Source organism: Flavobacterium suzhouense (genome assembly GCF_042684765.1).
GTDB classification, from domain to species: domain Bacteria; phylum Bacteroidota; class Bacteroidia; order Flavobacteriales; family Flavobacteriaceae; genus Flavobacterium; species Flavobacterium suzhouense.
Map to the genome: position 1 here is coordinate 14,195 of NZ_JBHUMD010000007.1, position 15,185 is coordinate 29,379.

Here is a 15,185-nt window from a genome sequence, read left to right on the forward strand (position 1 = left end):
CACGATGATTATATACAACGTAACTATAAATATAGACGACAGCGTTCACGACAAATGGTTGTTGTGGATGACTGAAAGGCATATTCCTGAAGTATTGGCAACAGGTAAATTTGTAAAAGCGACTTTTGTAAGAGTACTTATTGTTGAGGAAATGGGCGGAAGCACTTATTCAACACAATACTTTGCGGAGGATGCCAAAAAACTGGAATCTTACCTGACTGAGGATGCTCCAAAGTTAAGACAGGAAGGGATTTCTCTTTTTGGCGACAAGATGCTTGCTTTTAGGACAGAGCTTGAAGTGCTGAAAGAATTTACGGTTTAGAACAGAATTAAGCTGCCGCAAAGGCTATAATGATATGGATAAAGTAAAAGCCAAAAAACATCTTGGGCAGCATTTCCTTAAAGATGAGAGCATAGCAAAGGATATAGCCGATACGCTAACCCTTAACGGTTACAAAAAAGTACTTGAAATAGGCCCCGGTATGGGGGTGCTTACCAAATACCTTTTGGATAAGGACATAGAAACCTATGTGATTGAGATCGATACCGAATCGGTAGAATATCTTAATGCGCATTACCCAAAACTGCACGGGCATATTATCTCTGAAGATTTCCTGAGATACAATATCACTAAAGATTTTGGCAATGAGCCTTTGGCTATCATTGGTAATTTCCCGTATAATATTTCATCGCAAATCGTTTTTCGTGCACTGGAACTTCGTGAGAGGATTCCTGAATTCTCAGGTATGTTCCAAAAGGAAGTGGCAGAACGCATTTGCGAAAAGAAAGGCAGCAAAACTTACGGTATCCTGTCGGTACTGGTGCAGGCATTTTATGATGCCGAATACCTGTTTACCGTATCAGAGCATGTATTTAATCCACCACCAAAAGTTAAGTCGGGAGTGTTGAGGTTAATCCGTAAGGAAAACTTCCATCTGCCTGTAGATGAGAAGCTATTCTTCTCTGTTGTAAAAGCCGCTTTTAACCAACGCAGAAAAACACTTAGAAACAGTCTAAAAACATATATCTTAACCGAAAGTTTAAAGGAAGATAGTATCTTTGACCTCCGTCCGGAACAGCTTTCGGTGGAGCAATTCATAGAACTTACCCAAAAAATAGCGGCGAATGGAGTTTAAAATCAGCAAGGATTTTATTGCTCAGATAGAGCAGTATATAAGTGAAAACCGTGAAGAGCAATTAGTTGCATTACTCGAGGATATTCACTTTGCTGATATAGCCGAAATTATGGGCGAGCTGGACAGCAGTGAAGCCAGCTACCTTTTCCATATCCTTGACAGTGAAAAAACAGCAGAGATACTGCTTGAGCTGGATGAGGAAGTCCGTGAAAAAATATTAAAAGACCTTTCGCCTAAGGAAATTGCCGAAGAGCTTGATGAGCTTAGTACGGATGATGCTGCCGACATTATCGCCGAACTTCCGGAGGATAAGAAAGGCGAAGTAATCCAGGAACTTGTTGATGCCGAGCACGCCAAAGATATTGTGGAACTTCTTCGTTATGACGAAGATACCGCAGGGGGTCTTATGGGTAAAGAGCTTGTAAAGGTAAACGAGAACTGGAACGTGCTTACCTGCGTACGTGAAATGCGTGTTCAGGCAGAGAACGTTCAGCGTGTGCACTCCATTTATGTGGTAGACGATGAAGGCAGGCTGAAAGGCAGGCTTTCGCTAAAAGACCTTTTGGTTACCTCTACCAAGACACCTATCAGTGAGGTGTACATCCCTAAAGTTGATTATGTAAAAGTTACTACCCCCGATGTTGAGGTAGCCCGTATCATGCAGAAGTATGACCTTGAGGCCATACCGGTTGTTGATGAACTGGGCCGACTTGTAGGGCGTATTACCATTGACGACATCGTAGACGTTATTAAGGAAGAGGCCGATAAGGATTACCAGTTAGCGGCGGGTATCTCTCAGGACGTTGAGGCGGATGATAGCATCCTTGAACTTACAAGAGCGCGTTTGCCTTGGCTGATACTGGCATTGCTTGGTGGTTTTGTAACCGTAAAAGTGATGGGTATTTTTGAACCTGCAATGAAAAACCATGGAGAGTTATTTTTCTTTACCCCGCTTATTGCTGCAATGGCAGGCAATGTGGGCGTACAGTCATCTGCGATCATTGTGCAGGGTCTTGCCAACAACAGCATTAGCGGATCACTTTTTAGCCGACTTGTAAAAGAGGTATTGCTTACGCTTTTAAACGGATCCATCCTGGCATTGATACTTATCTTAGGGAGCCATTTCCTGCTTGATGTAAGCTATGAGGTTGGTCTTACCGTTAGTGTATCATTGGTTTCTGTAATCGTTATTGCGTCACTTATAGGAACCTTTGTGCCTATTTTGCTTAATAAAGTAGGTGTCGATCCTGCTTTGGCTACAGGGCCATTCATTACTACAAGTAATGATATTTGCGGTATCCTTATTTACTTTTCTATTGCTAAAGCGATACTTGGGTTTTAAATATTATCTCGCCTTTTTAACAACGTCCTTTTTATCCTTTATTGCGGGATACCAAAAACCAATGGATATTTCATAAATATTGCCATTACGAATGGCATAGCGTACCACGCCCTCCTCGTTATTGAGTTTTATCTCATAGGTGTAATAGTTATTGATGGCTACCAGTGGCGCATCCCAATGTTTCAGTAGGGTAGAATTGTCATATTTATTGCAGAGTACCTCTTCGCTATCCCCAATCTTTACACCATCAATAACAATGACCGTAGTGGGACTGTAATATTGTTTTTTTGTTGTGTTGAAGATGTTGATCTTATTTAGCTTTTGCTCCTTACCTTCAAAATAAAATTCCATATCACCTATGCGATAGATTTTTTCCACCTTCATGAATTTTCCATTAAAATAAGTACTGTCGGTAGATACCATGTTGAAATAAGAAATGTTCTTTTCGAATTCCCGACGTGTTAGTCCGTACATGTTTTTCTTCATGTAAGTAATGTCTTTGGCAGAAATAATATCCATTTTCCAGGCTTCAATCTCGGTAGCAAAATCCCTTTTAAAGAAATCATCCACATCTTTTGTAAAAGCCAAACGAATATTATTTTCGGGAGCCACATATTGTAGTTTCTCGTCAGGGAAAAATATTCCTTTTTGATTCACAGTGGTAAATATCGTGTCCTTAAAACTGTTTACTTCCACAATGAACATACCGGTTACCAAAGGTTTTTCACCTGGGTCGGGTTCCTGTCCGCAGTTGCAGGTTTCGGTAGGCCATGTTTTAGCATCTGCTTTTAGTTTAAGCAAATTGTAGACCAAGGTGTCGTTATACGATTCCATCGCCTGAATGTAGTGTCCGGTGCGTTTTAGTTTCTTTGCATAATATTCAATGCTGCATGGACCAGTGGCATCAGAATTTACCAGTCGGCATACGGTGACTTTGGTGTAATTCTGAAAATCCTGGGCACAACACAGACTACTGAATAGGAGTAAGCAGAGTAAATATTTCATTGTTAGTTGGTTTGGTTTAATAAAGTAGTGATTTATCTTACAACGAAATATTTTGTTGTAGAGTATGTTAACCTGCAAGGTTTCCAAAACCTTGTAGGTTTAATGGTAAGTCTGAGTATACCTACAAGGTCTCAAAGACCTTGCAGGATATCAATATCCTTTACGTAACTTTGTGGGAGACTATACACCCTGAACAATGAATCCGAAACCAGAGACCCAAAACGTAAAAATCCTTCACATCGACAGCAATAATCCTATACTTTGGAATCAGCTGGAAGCCGCCGGTTTTGAAAACCATGCCGACTATAAATCGTCTAAAGAAGAGATTGAAGCAAAGATTGCAGGATACAACGGTATTATTATCCGTAGCCGTTTTGATATTGACAAAAAGTTTTTGGATGCTGCTACCAATTTGCAATTTATTGCTCGTGTAGGGGCAGGATTGGAAAGTATTGACTGTGATTATGCCGAAAGTAAAGGTATCCACCTTATTGCTGCACCCGAGGGAAACCGTAACGCCGTAGGTGAGCAGGCATTGGGTATGTTATTATCATTATTCAATAACCTGAACAGGGCCGACAGGCAGATACGCGACGGACACTGGATTCGTGAGGGGAACAGAGGCCATGAGCTGGACGGAAAAACAGTAGGTATTATTGGCTATGGTAATATGGGAAAATCCTTTGCCAAAAAATTAAGAGGTTTTGATGTGGAAGTGCTGTGTTATGATATTCAGCCAATGGTAGGTGACGCAAATGCGAAACAGGTTTCTCTGGAAGAACTACAGCAAAAAGCTGATGTACTGAGCCTGCATACACCGTGGACGCCGGAAACCAACAAAATGGTAAATGCTGATTTTATAAATGCTTTTGCAAAACCCTTTTGGCTGGTAAACACAGCCCGTGGAAAAAGTGTAGTAACACAGGACCTTGCCGATGCACTTAAGTCGGGGAAAGTATTAGGGGCTGCACTGGATGTGTTAGAATATGAGAAACTGTCGTTTGAACACCTGTTTACCGACGGTGGTATTCCGGAAGCATTTCAATACCTGTTAGATTCTGATAATGTATTGCTGTCACCACATATTGCGGGCTGGACATTTGAAAGCCACGAAAGGCTGGCACAGGTGATTGTTGACAAGATAAAGGCGATTTATTTTGGCACTGCCGAAAGCGAAAAACAACTGCCGGGTGTAACAGGGGTAGGTGGGCTTTTCTTTAAGTCGGATAATCCTGCCGAATTGAAGGACTGGTATAAAAAACACCTGGGACTAAATACCGATGATTATGGCTGTACCTTTTGGTGGAAAGATAAAAATGGTAACGATGCCTCAACACAATGGTCGCCTTTTGCTGCTGATACAACCTATTTTGCGCCATCTGAAAAACAATTTATGCAAAATTTCAGGGTACATGACCTTGATGGTCTTTTATCAAAGTTAAAAAAAGAAGGCGTTACTATTGTTGATGAGCCTCAGGCATACGACTATGGCAAGTTCGGATGGATAATAGATCCTGAAGGCAACAAGATAGAATTATGGGAGCCTAATGATAGGGTGTTTTTATAGAGAGGTGTCTAATAGTTAATCTTAAAATAGTCGAGGACTAGTTTATAATTATCCTGGGCTGTTAAGCAGGTGTCTAATAAGTATTCTCTTATATTGTTCCATTCCTGTAGGCCCCTGTAATAATAAAGCTTTAGGTCTTCATCTATAATGAATGGAACAGTATTGTTGGCAAGGCATTCCTTAAACATTATCAGACGTCCTACACGCCCGTTACCATCCTGAAATGGATGTATAATCTCAAATTGATAATGAAAAGAAACAATATCTTCAAAGGTTTTTTTTTCAATACGATTGTATTCGTCTAATAGCTCTTTCATTTTATCAGGAACCATTTCCGGAGGGCAGGTTTGATTTCCTCCAACCTCATTAGGCAATTTTTTATAATCGCCTATATTAAACCAGTCTTTTCGGCTGTCAGATGTTCCCGATTTAAGCATCAAATGCAATTCTTTTATGAATGATTGCGTAAGTTTCTTTGTAGCATTTTCAATGATAATATCAATACAACGAAAGTGGTTGCTGGTTTCAATAATGTCGTCAACATTAAGAATTTCTTTTGAGGCTCCTATAGTATTGGTCTCAAATATATAGCGCGTTTGGTCCTGGGTCAGTTTGCTACCTTCAATACGATTTGAATTGTAAGTAAGATCTATTTGAGTACGGTGATAGATTCCTCCTTTAAGTTTCATATCCTTTTGCTCTTTAAGCTGATTGAGTAAGACATTACCAGCGGATTTTTTAGTGTTCTTTTCAGGCAATGCGGCATCTTCCGGAATATTCCAGGTTTTTCCGGTAAGGAATGCACCTTTAATCTTTCCGGTTGCGCAATAGTTGCGGATGGTTCTCTCGGATTTGTTGTGTTTTCCTGCGAACTCACTTACAGAAATATATCCCATTGTTTATAAATATGCCGTTATCGGCAAATATAGCTATAAATGGATTTAATAATAGCATTTTTTGCCGATATCGGCAAAGAAAATAACATATAGGATTTAAAATATCATTTCTTGCCGATAGATGTAAAAAGAAATCCCCTTATTGATGTGAGGAGATTTTTAGTATTGTTAAGTATGTTAATCTTACAAATGTTCTTCGCCTTTTTCGGCAAGCTTGCGTTCCAGTTCGGCCTGAAATTCTTCCATAACAGGTCTTACGGTACTTTCCGGCAGGTCGGCTATACGAATATACATCAACCCATCAATAGCGTTGTTGAATAGCGGGTCGACATTGAATGCAATAACTCTTGCGTTTTGCTTAATGTATTTTTTAATAAGTACCGGCAGGCGCAGGTTACCCGGTTCTACCTCTTCAATGAACTTGTCGAATTTGTTCAGGTCGGCTTCAGCTTCGTTAAATACAAAGTCTTTATCGGCATCTTTCAGTTTTACCTTGTATTCTTTTTTAGGGTGTATGTACTGAGCGATGTATGGGTCGTAATAATGCGACTTCATAAACTCAATCATCAGCGATTTAGAGAAGTCAGAGAACTGGTTACTGATACTCACCCCACCAATAAGGAATTTATGTTCCGGGTAACGAAGGGTAGTGTGTACGATGCCTTTCCATAACAGGAATAGTGGCATCGGTTTTTGCTGGTATTCTTTTACGATAAAGGCGCGACCCATCTCGATAGACTTACTCATCATGTCATACAGTTCCGGTTCAAAGCGAAACAGGTCATGCAGATAGAATCCGTCAATACCATATTTTTTATATATCTCCGACCCAAGTCCCATGCGGTAGGCTCCGGCAATTTGTTTAGTGTCTTCGTCCCAAAGGAACATATGATGATAGTACTTGTCGTACTGGTCAAGGTCAAGTGATTCGTTTGTCCCTTCTCCCACTTCACGGAATGTAATTTCGCGAAGGCGCCCTATCTCGTGCAGTATGTTTGGGATCTTATCGGCAGATACAAAGAAAACCTCATAGTTTTTACTTTGCAGCAGTCGGTAATCGCCTTTTCTAAGCGCGGCTACTTCACCCATAATCTTATCCAGATGCGCAGGTGTAGCAATATCTTTTGGTCCTCTTGAAGTAATCTTGGTAAGATTCAGGTTTGCAGTATCTATAAGCTTGGTTTCCTTTTCAAAAGGATTGGCAAGCATATAGGTTTTTATCCTGATGAATTCTGTGTAAGCCTCAAGTGTTTCGTGTTCTTCCTGTTCAGCTACCGAAATAGGTTTGCCTATCCTTACTTTAATGACACGGTCTTTTTGTGTAAGAAGCTCTGATGGCAGCTTAGCAGTGCGCAATGTATCACTCAGTTTAGAAAGAAAATAGAACAGTCTGCTGTTCTTAGCATGAAAGTAGATAGGAACTACAGGTACTTTTGCCTTTTTGATAAGTCGCATAGCACCTTCTTCCCACGGTTTATCTACAACAAGCTTGTCGTCTTTGTAGGTAGAAACCTCACCTGCAGGGAAAATTCCTAAAGGCTTGCCATCGCTAAGGTGGCGAAGCGCATCCTTAATCCCCGTAACACTTGATTTGGCATCCTTGTGGTTTTCAAAAGGATTAACCGGCATTACATAAGGTTTAAGGGGCTCTATTCGGTGTAATAAAAAGTTTGCGATTATCTTAAAGTCAGGGTCTTTTTCAACCATTAACTTTAGTAGTAGTATCCCGTCAATTCCACCCAGTGGATGGTTGGAAACAGTAATGTAAGGTCCGGTCTTGGGCAATCGCTTAAGGTCTTCTTCCGGAATTTCAAATTTTATCTGGAATTCATCAAGTATGGCATTCAGGAATTCAAGATCGCTAAGATGCTTGTTCCTGTCGTATATTTTATTAAGGGTTGAGATCTTTAAGATCTTCATCAGAAGCCAGCCTGAAAAAGTTCCTAAAAACCCGTATTTGTCAGTCTTTATTGCTTTTGCAACTTCTTTAGCTGTAACTAAACTCATCTACATTTGTGTTTCGGACGAAAAACAAAGATAATAATTATAGCGAAACGTTAAGGATGATTGTCTTTTTTAATGATTATATTAAAAATCAAGTGTATTTTGTTAGTATATAGCTAGTTATGTGTTATTAACGGAAGCTTATTCTATTTGTTTGGTTTTTTGGTTATTTTTGGGAACCAAACTATTTGCAATGAGAATTATTTCTTACAATGTAAACGGCATCCGCGCCGCTTTTACTAAAGGGTTTATGGACTGGTTAAAACAGGCCGACCCGGATATCATCTGTCTACAGGAAATCAAAGCAACCCACGATCAGGTGGCAATACATGAAATTGAAGAAGCAGGATATCCATACCACTACTGGTTTTCGGCACAAAAAAAGGGATATAGCGGTGTAGCCATATTTTCTAAGCATAAGCCGAACAATGTGGTATATGGTACCGGAATAGAACACATGGACTTTGAAGGCCGTAACCTAAGGCTTGATTTTGATACTTTCTCGGTAATGAGCCTTTACCTGCCGTCGGGAACAAATATAGACCGATTGGATCATAAATTCAAATACATGGATGATTTCAGGGTATATGTAGATAACCTGAGAAAAGAGATTCCGAATCTTATCATCTGTGGCGATTACAACATTTGTCATGAGGCCATAGACATTCATGATCCCATTCGTAATGCAAAGGTCTCAGGTTTCCTTCCGGAAGAAAGAGCGTGGCTTGATGCCTTTATGAAGAGCGGATTTGTTGATACGTTCCGTCATTTTAATAAAGAACCGCATAACTACAGCTGGTGGAGCTACCGCGCTGGTGCCCGTGGCAATAACAAAGGTTGGCGTATTGATTATGCGCTTGCTACCGAGCCTATGCGTGAACGCCTTACCCGTGCGGTTATCTTGCCTGAAGCCAAACATAGCGATCACTGCCCGATAGTGGTGGAGTTTGATTAGATTACCAATAAAACATATATAAAAGATGAAGATGAAAACTATTTCGGCAGCAGTGCTGGCACTCGCACTGATGACGAGCTGTGTTTCTAAAAAGGTGTATACCGACCTGGAAACCAAATATGCCGACCTTAAAAAGGAAAACCGTACACTGTCAGATGAAAATGCTACACTGACTAAAGATAGGAATGAGCTTGATAACAAGTCAAAAGACCTGCAGGCACAACTGGATAAGCTAATTGCCGAAAGGGATAGACTTTCTAAAGATTATGCATCTACCAAGTCGGGGCTTGACAAAATGCAATCCTCATACAACGATCTTGAAAAATCGAGCGGAGAGGCTAATGCCAATATGAGCAAGAAAAACCGTGAGCTTCTAGCTGAACTTGAAGCAAAACAAAAAGCACTTGCTGCAGAACAGGCCAGGTTAAATATGCTGAAGTCTGAACTTGACGAACGTTCACAGCGTGTAGACGAGCTTGAAGGTATGATCGCTGCTCAGGAGGCAGGGCTAAAAAAACTGAAAGAAACCCTTTCCAAAGCGCTTAACGGATTTGAAGGTAAAGGTCTTACCGTAGAGCAGAAAAACGGAAAAGTATACGTTTCTATGGAGAACAAGCTATTGTTTGGTTCAGGTAGCTGGACAGTAGGTTCTGAAGGTAAAAAAGCGGTAACTGAAGTAGGTAAGGTATTGGCAGCAAATCCTGATATCACAGTACTTATTGAAGGACATACGGATAATGTTGCCTACAAGGGCGGAGGTGATATTGCTGATAACTGGGATCTTTCTACCAAACGTGCTACAGCCATTGTTCACATCCTGAAAGAGAACAAAGAGGTAAATCCCAGAAATCTTACAGCCGCAGGACGTAGCGAATATGCTCCAATAGCAGGCAATGATACTACTGAAGGTAAATCGAAAAACAGAAGGATTGAGATCATCCTTACGCCAAAATTGGATGAGCTAAACAAAATGCTTAACGAGATTTAAGATTTTTATAAAACAACAAAAGGCCGTATACTATCTGTATACGGCCTTTTTAATTGGATTACCATTATTTAGTTAATCACCAGTTTTGTATTATAACCGTTTCCGGCAACCTGTAGTTTCAGCATATATACGCCTGCCTGTAATTGCGATGTATTAATTTTTGTGTCACCACTGTTAAGATGTTCTTGCAGTACCAGTTGTCCGCTAACATTAAATACAGAAGCAAGTCCTGAATCTGAACCATCTTTAAGTGTGATGGTAACATCATTTTTAGCCGGGTTAGGGTAAAGTGAAAAAGCACTGTCAGCAAATTCATTCAGTCCTACAGTGGTATCTTTTATCTTATATACGCTACCGCTTCCACCTACATACAATTCGCCATTCATATCTTCACCAAAGGTGGTAATGTTTGGGCTAAAGTCACCTAACCAGCTTAGTGTACTTCCATCTACCATTCCTATTTCACCGGTACAGTAATCTGCAAAAAAGTATTTACCCTGCAAGTTAGGATACATGGTTCCGGTATAAACATAACCCCCGGTTATAGAGCATCGCGAGCTTCCTTCGTGTACATATTCCGCAACAGGTTGTGTATACATTTCTACTAATGAGCAATTGTCAGTACTATATACGGCAGTACCTTCAAAACATTTCCAGCCATAGTTTACGCCGGCGGCTGTAGCAACAACTTTGTCAATTTCTTCAATATTTTCCTGTCCCACATCGGCAATCCAGATATTACCGTCATTAAACGAAAATTTCCATGGGTTGCGTAATCCGAGTGCCCAAACTTCGTCAGCGCCTTCAATGCCTACATAAGGGTTTGTTTCAGGAATATAAGGTGATGCCGCATCTACATTAAGGCGCAGGATTTTACCCAACAGCTCATCTTTATTCTGAGCCCTGTTGCCGGGATCGCCGCCGTTACCACCATCACCTGTAGCAATGTACAGATAACCGTCGGGTCCAAATCGCAAACAGCCTCCATTATGATTGTCATACGGCTGGTCGATGGTAAGCAATACTATTGCTGAAGTTGCATCAGCCACGTTTTCATCGGTGCTGCTACGGGTGTAACGAGCTACAACCGTATCGCCATTCAGGTCGGTATAATTTACAAAAAAGTAGCCGTTGGTTTCATAATCGGGGTGAAAGGCGAGGCCGAGTAATCCCTGCTCACCTCCTCCGCTCACCATAGTACTCAGGTTTAGGAAAGGAGTAGTATTTACTGAACCATTAGCATTCAGTATCTGAATTCTCCCGGTTTGCTCTACCACAAAAAGGCGTGAATCACCGGCATTTACAATTTCGGCAGGCCTGTCAAGACCGCTGGCAAAAAGCTCAAGTTCTATCACCTGAGCCTGAGCTAGTCCCGTTATAAACAGGGACAGCAAGAATAATTTTGTTTTCATAGCAGTGAATTAATTGGTTTTATATACTAAATTTACTACAAAATATGCAATTAATCCATTGGTTAACAAAATATTATAAGTTAGCTAATGTTTTGCTCTTTGGAGATTTTACTTTATAGCTTATCCTCACTTTTTTAGTTTCAGTGGGTTTAAGGCTCATTTCCCATGTAAGTATGCCGGTTTCTTTGTCCACTTTAGCGCTGTCACTTTGTAGTAGCTCTACCTCGATTTCTTTATCGGTGCTTACAGGATATTGGTCTTTGAGGGTAAGTTTTGCAGCTTCCTTCTTGTTATTTCTGATGATGATATCATAGGTGAAAACCTGTTCTTTTCCTGAAGAAAGGAATTTGGTGCTCGATTTCTCGGCAACGGTTTCACGTTTTACAGAGATCTTTTTATCCCTGCCCATACTCAGGTTCAGCGTATCGGCAGTCTGAGATGGATTGATCTGCGTTTTACCGATGTACATGCCTTCAAAAATGATGTTGGCTTCGCCTCTTAGCATATTGTATTTGGCATAGTCGCTTATCTCAGCCAACAGGAAAGCTTCCTGCTCAAGCTTCGGAACTGAAAAATGCCTGTAGGTAGCAGGTAGCTTTATCTCTTTCAGGGTTACACTGTGCTGTTTGCCGTTGGAGGCAATATCATAGGGCAAATCTATATCAAATGATACGTTCATTTGATGTTCAGTTATAGTTGCTGCGACGTTAGATTTTGCTTTTGTAGTTGTTCTGTAGGCTTCAACAACAACATCGGATAATTCCTGACTGGCAGCACCTCTTATAGCTACATTATTTGTGTTACCATAAGCTAAGGAATCATATTGACGGTTTTCAAACCTCAAAAACCATGGGCTTAGCTCGGGTGCAAAGCTGCTCTGGTTGGGCATGCCGCTAGACAGGGTAAGCTTTACTTTTTTCCAGTCTATACCTGTTTGTTGCACTACCTGAGCTTTATACAACATATTGATAGGTGAGGTGATGTCGTTAGCTCTTAAATCGTAGAATGGCTGCCACGAAGCGCCCTGTGTAAGGTAACTGATATCTAATTGGGTGCTGAGTGGGGTTTCACTCATTATCTGCAATACCAGTTTCCCGGTAGATATTTTTTCTTCTTTACTTATGTTTACCTCCAGTTTGCTTTTTAGATCAGTCAGTTTTTCGTTAAGCTTCTGTTCTTTCGCAGTGAGAGTATTAATGGTGTTGGCCGTTTCGGTACGTTTGGTTTTATAGTAATCTACCATTTTCATCAGTTCGGTAACGCTAAGACCTGACTGCTGCCCGTATACCTGGTTGTTCTTATCGAGCAGTTCGAGTGTTTTTTGTTCCGATGTTTTCTGGTTGTACACAAGTGCAATTTGCTCTTCAACCAGTTTTATACTGTCGCGCACTTTTTTAAGGGCAGGGGAGTTCTCATCGGGTTCAAATTCTGAGATATAATTATTGGTGAATTGTGACGATAGTATCGTAACATTAGAAGGAACACCCACCTGAAGCGTGTTTTCCAACAGATAGTTGGCTACGTTCTTAATTACTACTTCCGATGTACCTGCGGGAAGCGTTACGGCTGCAGATTGCGAAATTTCAGCCGAATTAAAATAAACAGTGGCGGCTTTTACTTTTGCAGAAGTAAATATTGGTTTTTGGGCAAATGCAGTGGCTGTTGCCAAAAAAAGCAGAAGGAATATCTTTTTCATAAAGTTTGTCTTTACTACTATAGATTATTTTTTTGCTTAAAAGGTTGGGACAGGTGCGTAAATTTTCGGATAATTTTAACCACAAAGGGCACAAGGGTTTCACAAACCCCGATGCCGGGGCACAAAGCTTTGTGTTCTTTGTGGTTTATTTAGTGATCCTTGTGGTTAAATTATACGTCTCTTTTTCTTAAAAAATCTCCTTAGAAAGATTCATAAAAAAGTCCTTTACTCCGGTGGTGTCATTCTCAAACGGATTGGCTTCTTTAATTTTTATGCGTGAACGGGCGCGTCCGGTAACGTCTATCTGCCCGGTTTGGGCAATGGTGTCTTCAGCGGTTACAAGGCCACGTCGCAACATCAGTTTCTTTATGTAGTCGTTATGCTTCACGGCAAAAGGCTTCAGTTTGCCTTCGTCGTTAAACTGCCACATAAATCCTTTTGGCCTCGGGATAATGCTTGCCAGATAAATACACTCATCAAGTGTAAGCTGGCTTGGGCTTTTTTGGAAATAATAAGATGATGCTTCGCCTATGCCATATACATCAGGACCCCATTCGATAATGTTGAAATATACCTCAAGCATACGCTCTTTGCTGGCAATACGGTTGTTTTCCAGTATATAAACCAAAAGGATCTCTTCCAGTTTTCGCGAAAGTGTTTTTTCACGGGTAAGGAATACATTCTTAACAAGCTGCATACTTATGGTACTCGCTCCGCGAGAGAATTTCCTTGTTTTTATGTTCTTGATGATAGACTGCTTGAACGCTTCGTTGATAAAGCCGCTATGGCTGAAGAAAGAAGGGTCTTCACAGGTAAGTACCGCTTTGCGAAGGAAAGGCGATATCTGTTCCATTGGAGTATAATATGGATTATCAACTGTCAAAGGAATGGCACGTTGTATCCTGCCATTGTCAATAGCCCTGTAGGTAAATGCAGTATTAAGTTTGGCGAGGTCGGCAGCACCATATTTAATGATCTTAAATCCATCTTTTTTCAGGCTGCTGTCAAATACCAGTTCTTTGGGTTTGTTCTTATTGTACAAAAAGTCAAGGTTGTAGCTAAAACTGCCTTCGGCCTCCATACCTTCAAAGTTGGTAAAAAGTCCCTTAGGTAATGATACTATAAAATCCTGAGCAGCCATTTTTGGAATTCGGGCCTTCATTTCATAAATGGTATCTTCCTCTACGCTGTATTTCAGGAAAGGGTGTACTTTTATTTTGTTCAGCTGCATCGTTGAGGTGCTGTCCAGGGCAATAAAATCAGATCCTAAAAGGAAGCGGTAGTCAAAACGGGCATTGTCTATTATCACATCCTGATTAGCGATTCGCTTGTGGTTGATCATGAAATTCTTAATGGAAGCATAACCGTCTATGTGTAGTTTCCCAAGGCTCATATCTATATCATCCAAATTGAGGTGGATGGCATCAAAGCCCGATGTTAGTCCGTAACGTTCGTTAAGGTAAGGGATCTGTATTTGTGTACCATCGGTATTAAAGAAGTCCAGATCGGCCTGTTTGTTCCTTGGGTCAGCAAAACCTTTTACTTTCCAGTTTTGGGCAATGTCTTTTGCGGTAACTCCAATGGTAGATTCCAGTTGTTTGTCGGCAAGTTTAAGTTCTTTAAGATGGAGCGTAACCTTTCTGCCCATGTCGTCAAGACGAAGGTTCAGGTTAGTGAGCACCATATCAGTAGGGACAAGGTTTAGCGCTTTGTTCAGTAGCCTGTAGGCACGTGATGCATAGTCGGGACCGTCAGTATTATCCTCTTCTTCGTCTTTGTTTTTTTTCTTCAGGAAAGCGTCAAAGTTCTTACCGTTTTCGTTCTTTACAAGCTGAATAAAGCCGTTTTTCATCTCCAGGATTCCCAGTTGTATATCACCCGTAAGAAGGTGCATCAGGTTAATGCTTGTTTTAAGTTCTTTTACACTTAAAAGAGTATCGGCATTTTTTGGAGCGAGTACTATCTCCTTCATCTCAATACCCGAAAGTCCATGAAAAGAAGCCTCTTTTACGGTAAAGGTACTATTGTACTCAGTATTCATTTTGCCGGAAACTTTTGTTATTGCTTTTTGCAGGATAGAGTTCCTGAAAGCAAAGAAAAGCACTCCTGAAACGATGATGAGTACTACAATTATTCCGATTGCCCAAAGGGCTATTTTTTTAATTCTGTTTTTTCGCATTCTGT

At 40.7% G+C, this 15,185-nt stretch carries 12 protein-coding genes and 1 pseudogene; 7 read left to right on the forward strand and 6 right to left on the reverse strand.

Features of this window, described 5'->3' with window-relative positions; all coding sequences use genetic code 11:
• The first annotated feature begins 4 nt into the window (after positions 1–4).
• Genes ACFSR3_RS05410 through mgtE form a run of 3 tightly spaced genes read left to right on the forward strand, consistent with a single transcriptional unit; the run spans position 5 to position 2,478 of the window.
• Positions 5–322 carry a DUF4286 family protein gene (locus ACFSR3_RS05410; protein WP_379820064.1) on the forward strand — a complete coding sequence of 106 codons (318 nt, stop codon included), beginning with the start codon at positions 5–7 and terminating at the stop codon, positions 320–322.
• A gap of 34 nt (positions 323–356) precedes the next feature.
• Positions 357–1,136, forward strand: a complete 780-nt coding sequence (rsmA, locus tag ACFSR3_RS05415; RefSeq protein ID WP_169520862.1) for a 16S rRNA (adenine(1518)-N(6)/adenine(1519)-N(6))-dimethyltransferase RsmA — start codon at positions 357–359, stop codon at positions 1,134–1,136.
• Positions 1,126–2,478: a magnesium transporter gene (mgtE, locus tag ACFSR3_RS05420; RefSeq protein WP_379820065.1), complete on the forward strand. Its 1,353-nt coding sequence runs from the start codon at positions 1,126–1,128 to the stop codon at positions 2,476–2,478. The genes rsmA and mgtE overlap by 11 nt, the downstream gene beginning before the upstream one ends.
• 3 nt (positions 2,479–2,481) lie before the next feature.
• Here the strand turns inward: mgtE and ACFSR3_RS05425 are convergent, their stop codons facing one another.
• Positions 2,482–3,483 carry a hypothetical protein gene (locus tag ACFSR3_RS05425; protein WP_379820066.1) on the reverse strand — a complete coding sequence of 334 codons (1,002 nt, stop codon included), beginning with the start codon at positions 3,481–3,483 and terminating at the stop codon, positions 2,482–2,484.
• Between the two features lie 196 nt (positions 3,484–3,679).
• Here ACFSR3_RS05425 and ACFSR3_RS05430 point away from each other — a divergent pair.
• Together ACFSR3_RS05430 and ACFSR3_RS05435 are read left to right on the forward strand one after the other, a co-directional pair.
• A pseudogene (locus tag ACFSR3_RS05430) lies at positions 3,680–4,639 on the forward strand (2-hydroxyacid dehydrogenase); the annotation flags it as partial.
• A 27-nt stretch (positions 4,640–4,666) separates the two neighbouring features.
• Complete coding sequence (locus tag ACFSR3_RS05435) at positions 4,667–5,050, forward strand: VOC family protein (protein WP_379820496.1); 384 nt, start codon at positions 4,667–4,669, stop codon at positions 5,048–5,050.
• A gap of 8 nt (positions 5,051–5,058) precedes the next feature.
• On the opposite strand, the gene ACFSR3_RS05440 is transcribed toward ACFSR3_RS05435, so the two are convergent.
• Both ACFSR3_RS05440 and ACFSR3_RS05445 read right to left on the reverse strand, forming a co-directional pair.
• On the reverse strand, positions 5,059–5,946 hold the full coding sequence (locus ACFSR3_RS05440) for a Fic family protein (protein WP_379820067.1): 888 nt from the start codon (positions 5,944–5,946) through the stop codon (positions 5,059–5,061).
• A 183-nt stretch (positions 5,947–6,129) separates the two neighbouring features.
• Positions 6,130–7,953, reverse strand: coding sequence for a GNAT family N-acyltransferase (locus tag ACFSR3_RS05445; protein WP_114758484.1), 1,824 nt, complete (start codon positions 7,951–7,953; stop codon positions 6,130–6,132).
• 190 nt (positions 7,954–8,143) lie between these two features.
• Between ACFSR3_RS05445 and ACFSR3_RS05450 the strand changes: the two genes are divergently transcribed.
• Entirely contained in the window at positions 8,144–8,905 is a 762-nt protein-coding gene (locus tag ACFSR3_RS05450) for an exodeoxyribonuclease III (RefSeq protein WP_379820068.1), read from the forward strand.
• A 31-nt stretch (positions 8,906–8,936) separates the two neighbouring features.
• Positions 8,937–9,893: an OmpA family protein gene (locus tag ACFSR3_RS05455; protein ID WP_379820069.1), complete on the forward strand. Its 957-nt coding sequence runs from the start codon at positions 8,937–8,939 to the stop codon at positions 9,891–9,893.
• A 68-nt stretch (positions 9,894–9,961) separates the two neighbouring features.
• Here the strand turns inward: ACFSR3_RS05455 and ACFSR3_RS05460 are convergent, their stop codons facing one another.
• The 3 genes from ACFSR3_RS05460 to ACFSR3_RS05470 all read right to left on the reverse strand — a co-directional run bounded on the left by ACFSR3_RS05460 (position 9,962) and on the right by ACFSR3_RS05470 (position 15,180).
• On the reverse strand, positions 9,962–11,305 hold the full coding sequence (locus ACFSR3_RS05460; RefSeq protein ID WP_379820070.1) for a PQQ-dependent sugar dehydrogenase: 1,344 nt from the start codon (positions 11,303–11,305) through the stop codon (positions 9,962–9,964).
• A gap of 73 nt (positions 11,306–11,378) precedes the next feature.
• Entirely contained in the window at positions 11,379–13,001 is a 1,623-nt protein-coding gene (locus ACFSR3_RS05465; protein WP_379820071.1) for a DUF4139 domain-containing protein, read from the reverse strand.
• A 187-nt stretch (positions 13,002–13,188) separates the two neighbouring features.
• Entirely contained in the window at positions 13,189–15,180 is a 1,992-nt protein-coding gene (locus tag ACFSR3_RS05470) for a transglycosylase domain-containing protein (protein ID WP_379820072.1), read from the reverse strand.
• Positions 15,181–15,185: the final 5 nt, after the last annotated feature.

Coding starts and splice junctions, on each gene's coding strand:
- ACFSR3_RS05410 (WP_379820064.1), top strand. CDS start 5: ATGATTATATACAACGTAACTATAAATATAGACGACAGCGTTCACGAC.
- rsmA (WP_169520862.1), top strand. CDS start 357: ATGGATAAAGTAAAAGCCAAAAAACATCTTGGGCAGCATTTCCTTAAA.
- mgtE (WP_379820065.1), top strand. CDS start 1,126: ATGGAGTTTAAAATCAGCAAGGATTTTATTGCTCAGATAGAGCAGTAT.
- ACFSR3_RS05425 (WP_379820066.1), bottom strand. CDS start 3,483: ATGAAATATTTACTCTGCTTACTCCTATTCAGTAGTCTGTGTTGTGCC.
- ACFSR3_RS05440 (WP_379820067.1), bottom strand. CDS start 5,946: ATGGGATATATTTCTGTAAGTGAGTTCGCAGGAAAACACAACAAATCC.
- ACFSR3_RS05445 (WP_114758484.1), bottom strand. CDS start 7,953: ATGAGTTTAGTTACAGCTAAAGAAGTTGCAAAAGCAATAAAGACTGAC.
- ACFSR3_RS05450 (WP_379820068.1), top strand. CDS start 8,144: ATGAGAATTATTTCTTACAATGTAAACGGCATCCGCGCCGCTTTTACT.
- ACFSR3_RS05455 (WP_379820069.1), top strand. CDS start 8,937: ATGAAAACTATTTCGGCAGCAGTGCTGGCACTCGCACTGATGACGAGC.
- ACFSR3_RS05460 (WP_379820070.1), bottom strand. CDS start 11,305: ATGAAAACAAAATTATTCTTGCTGTCCCTGTTTATAACGGGACTAGCT.
- ACFSR3_RS05465 (WP_379820071.1), bottom strand. CDS start 13,001: ATGAAAAAGATATTCCTTCTGCTTTTTTTGGCAACAGCCACTGCATTT.
- ACFSR3_RS05470 (WP_379820072.1), bottom strand. CDS start 15,180: ATGCGAAAAAACAGAATTAAAAAAATAGCCCTTTGGGCAATCGGAATA.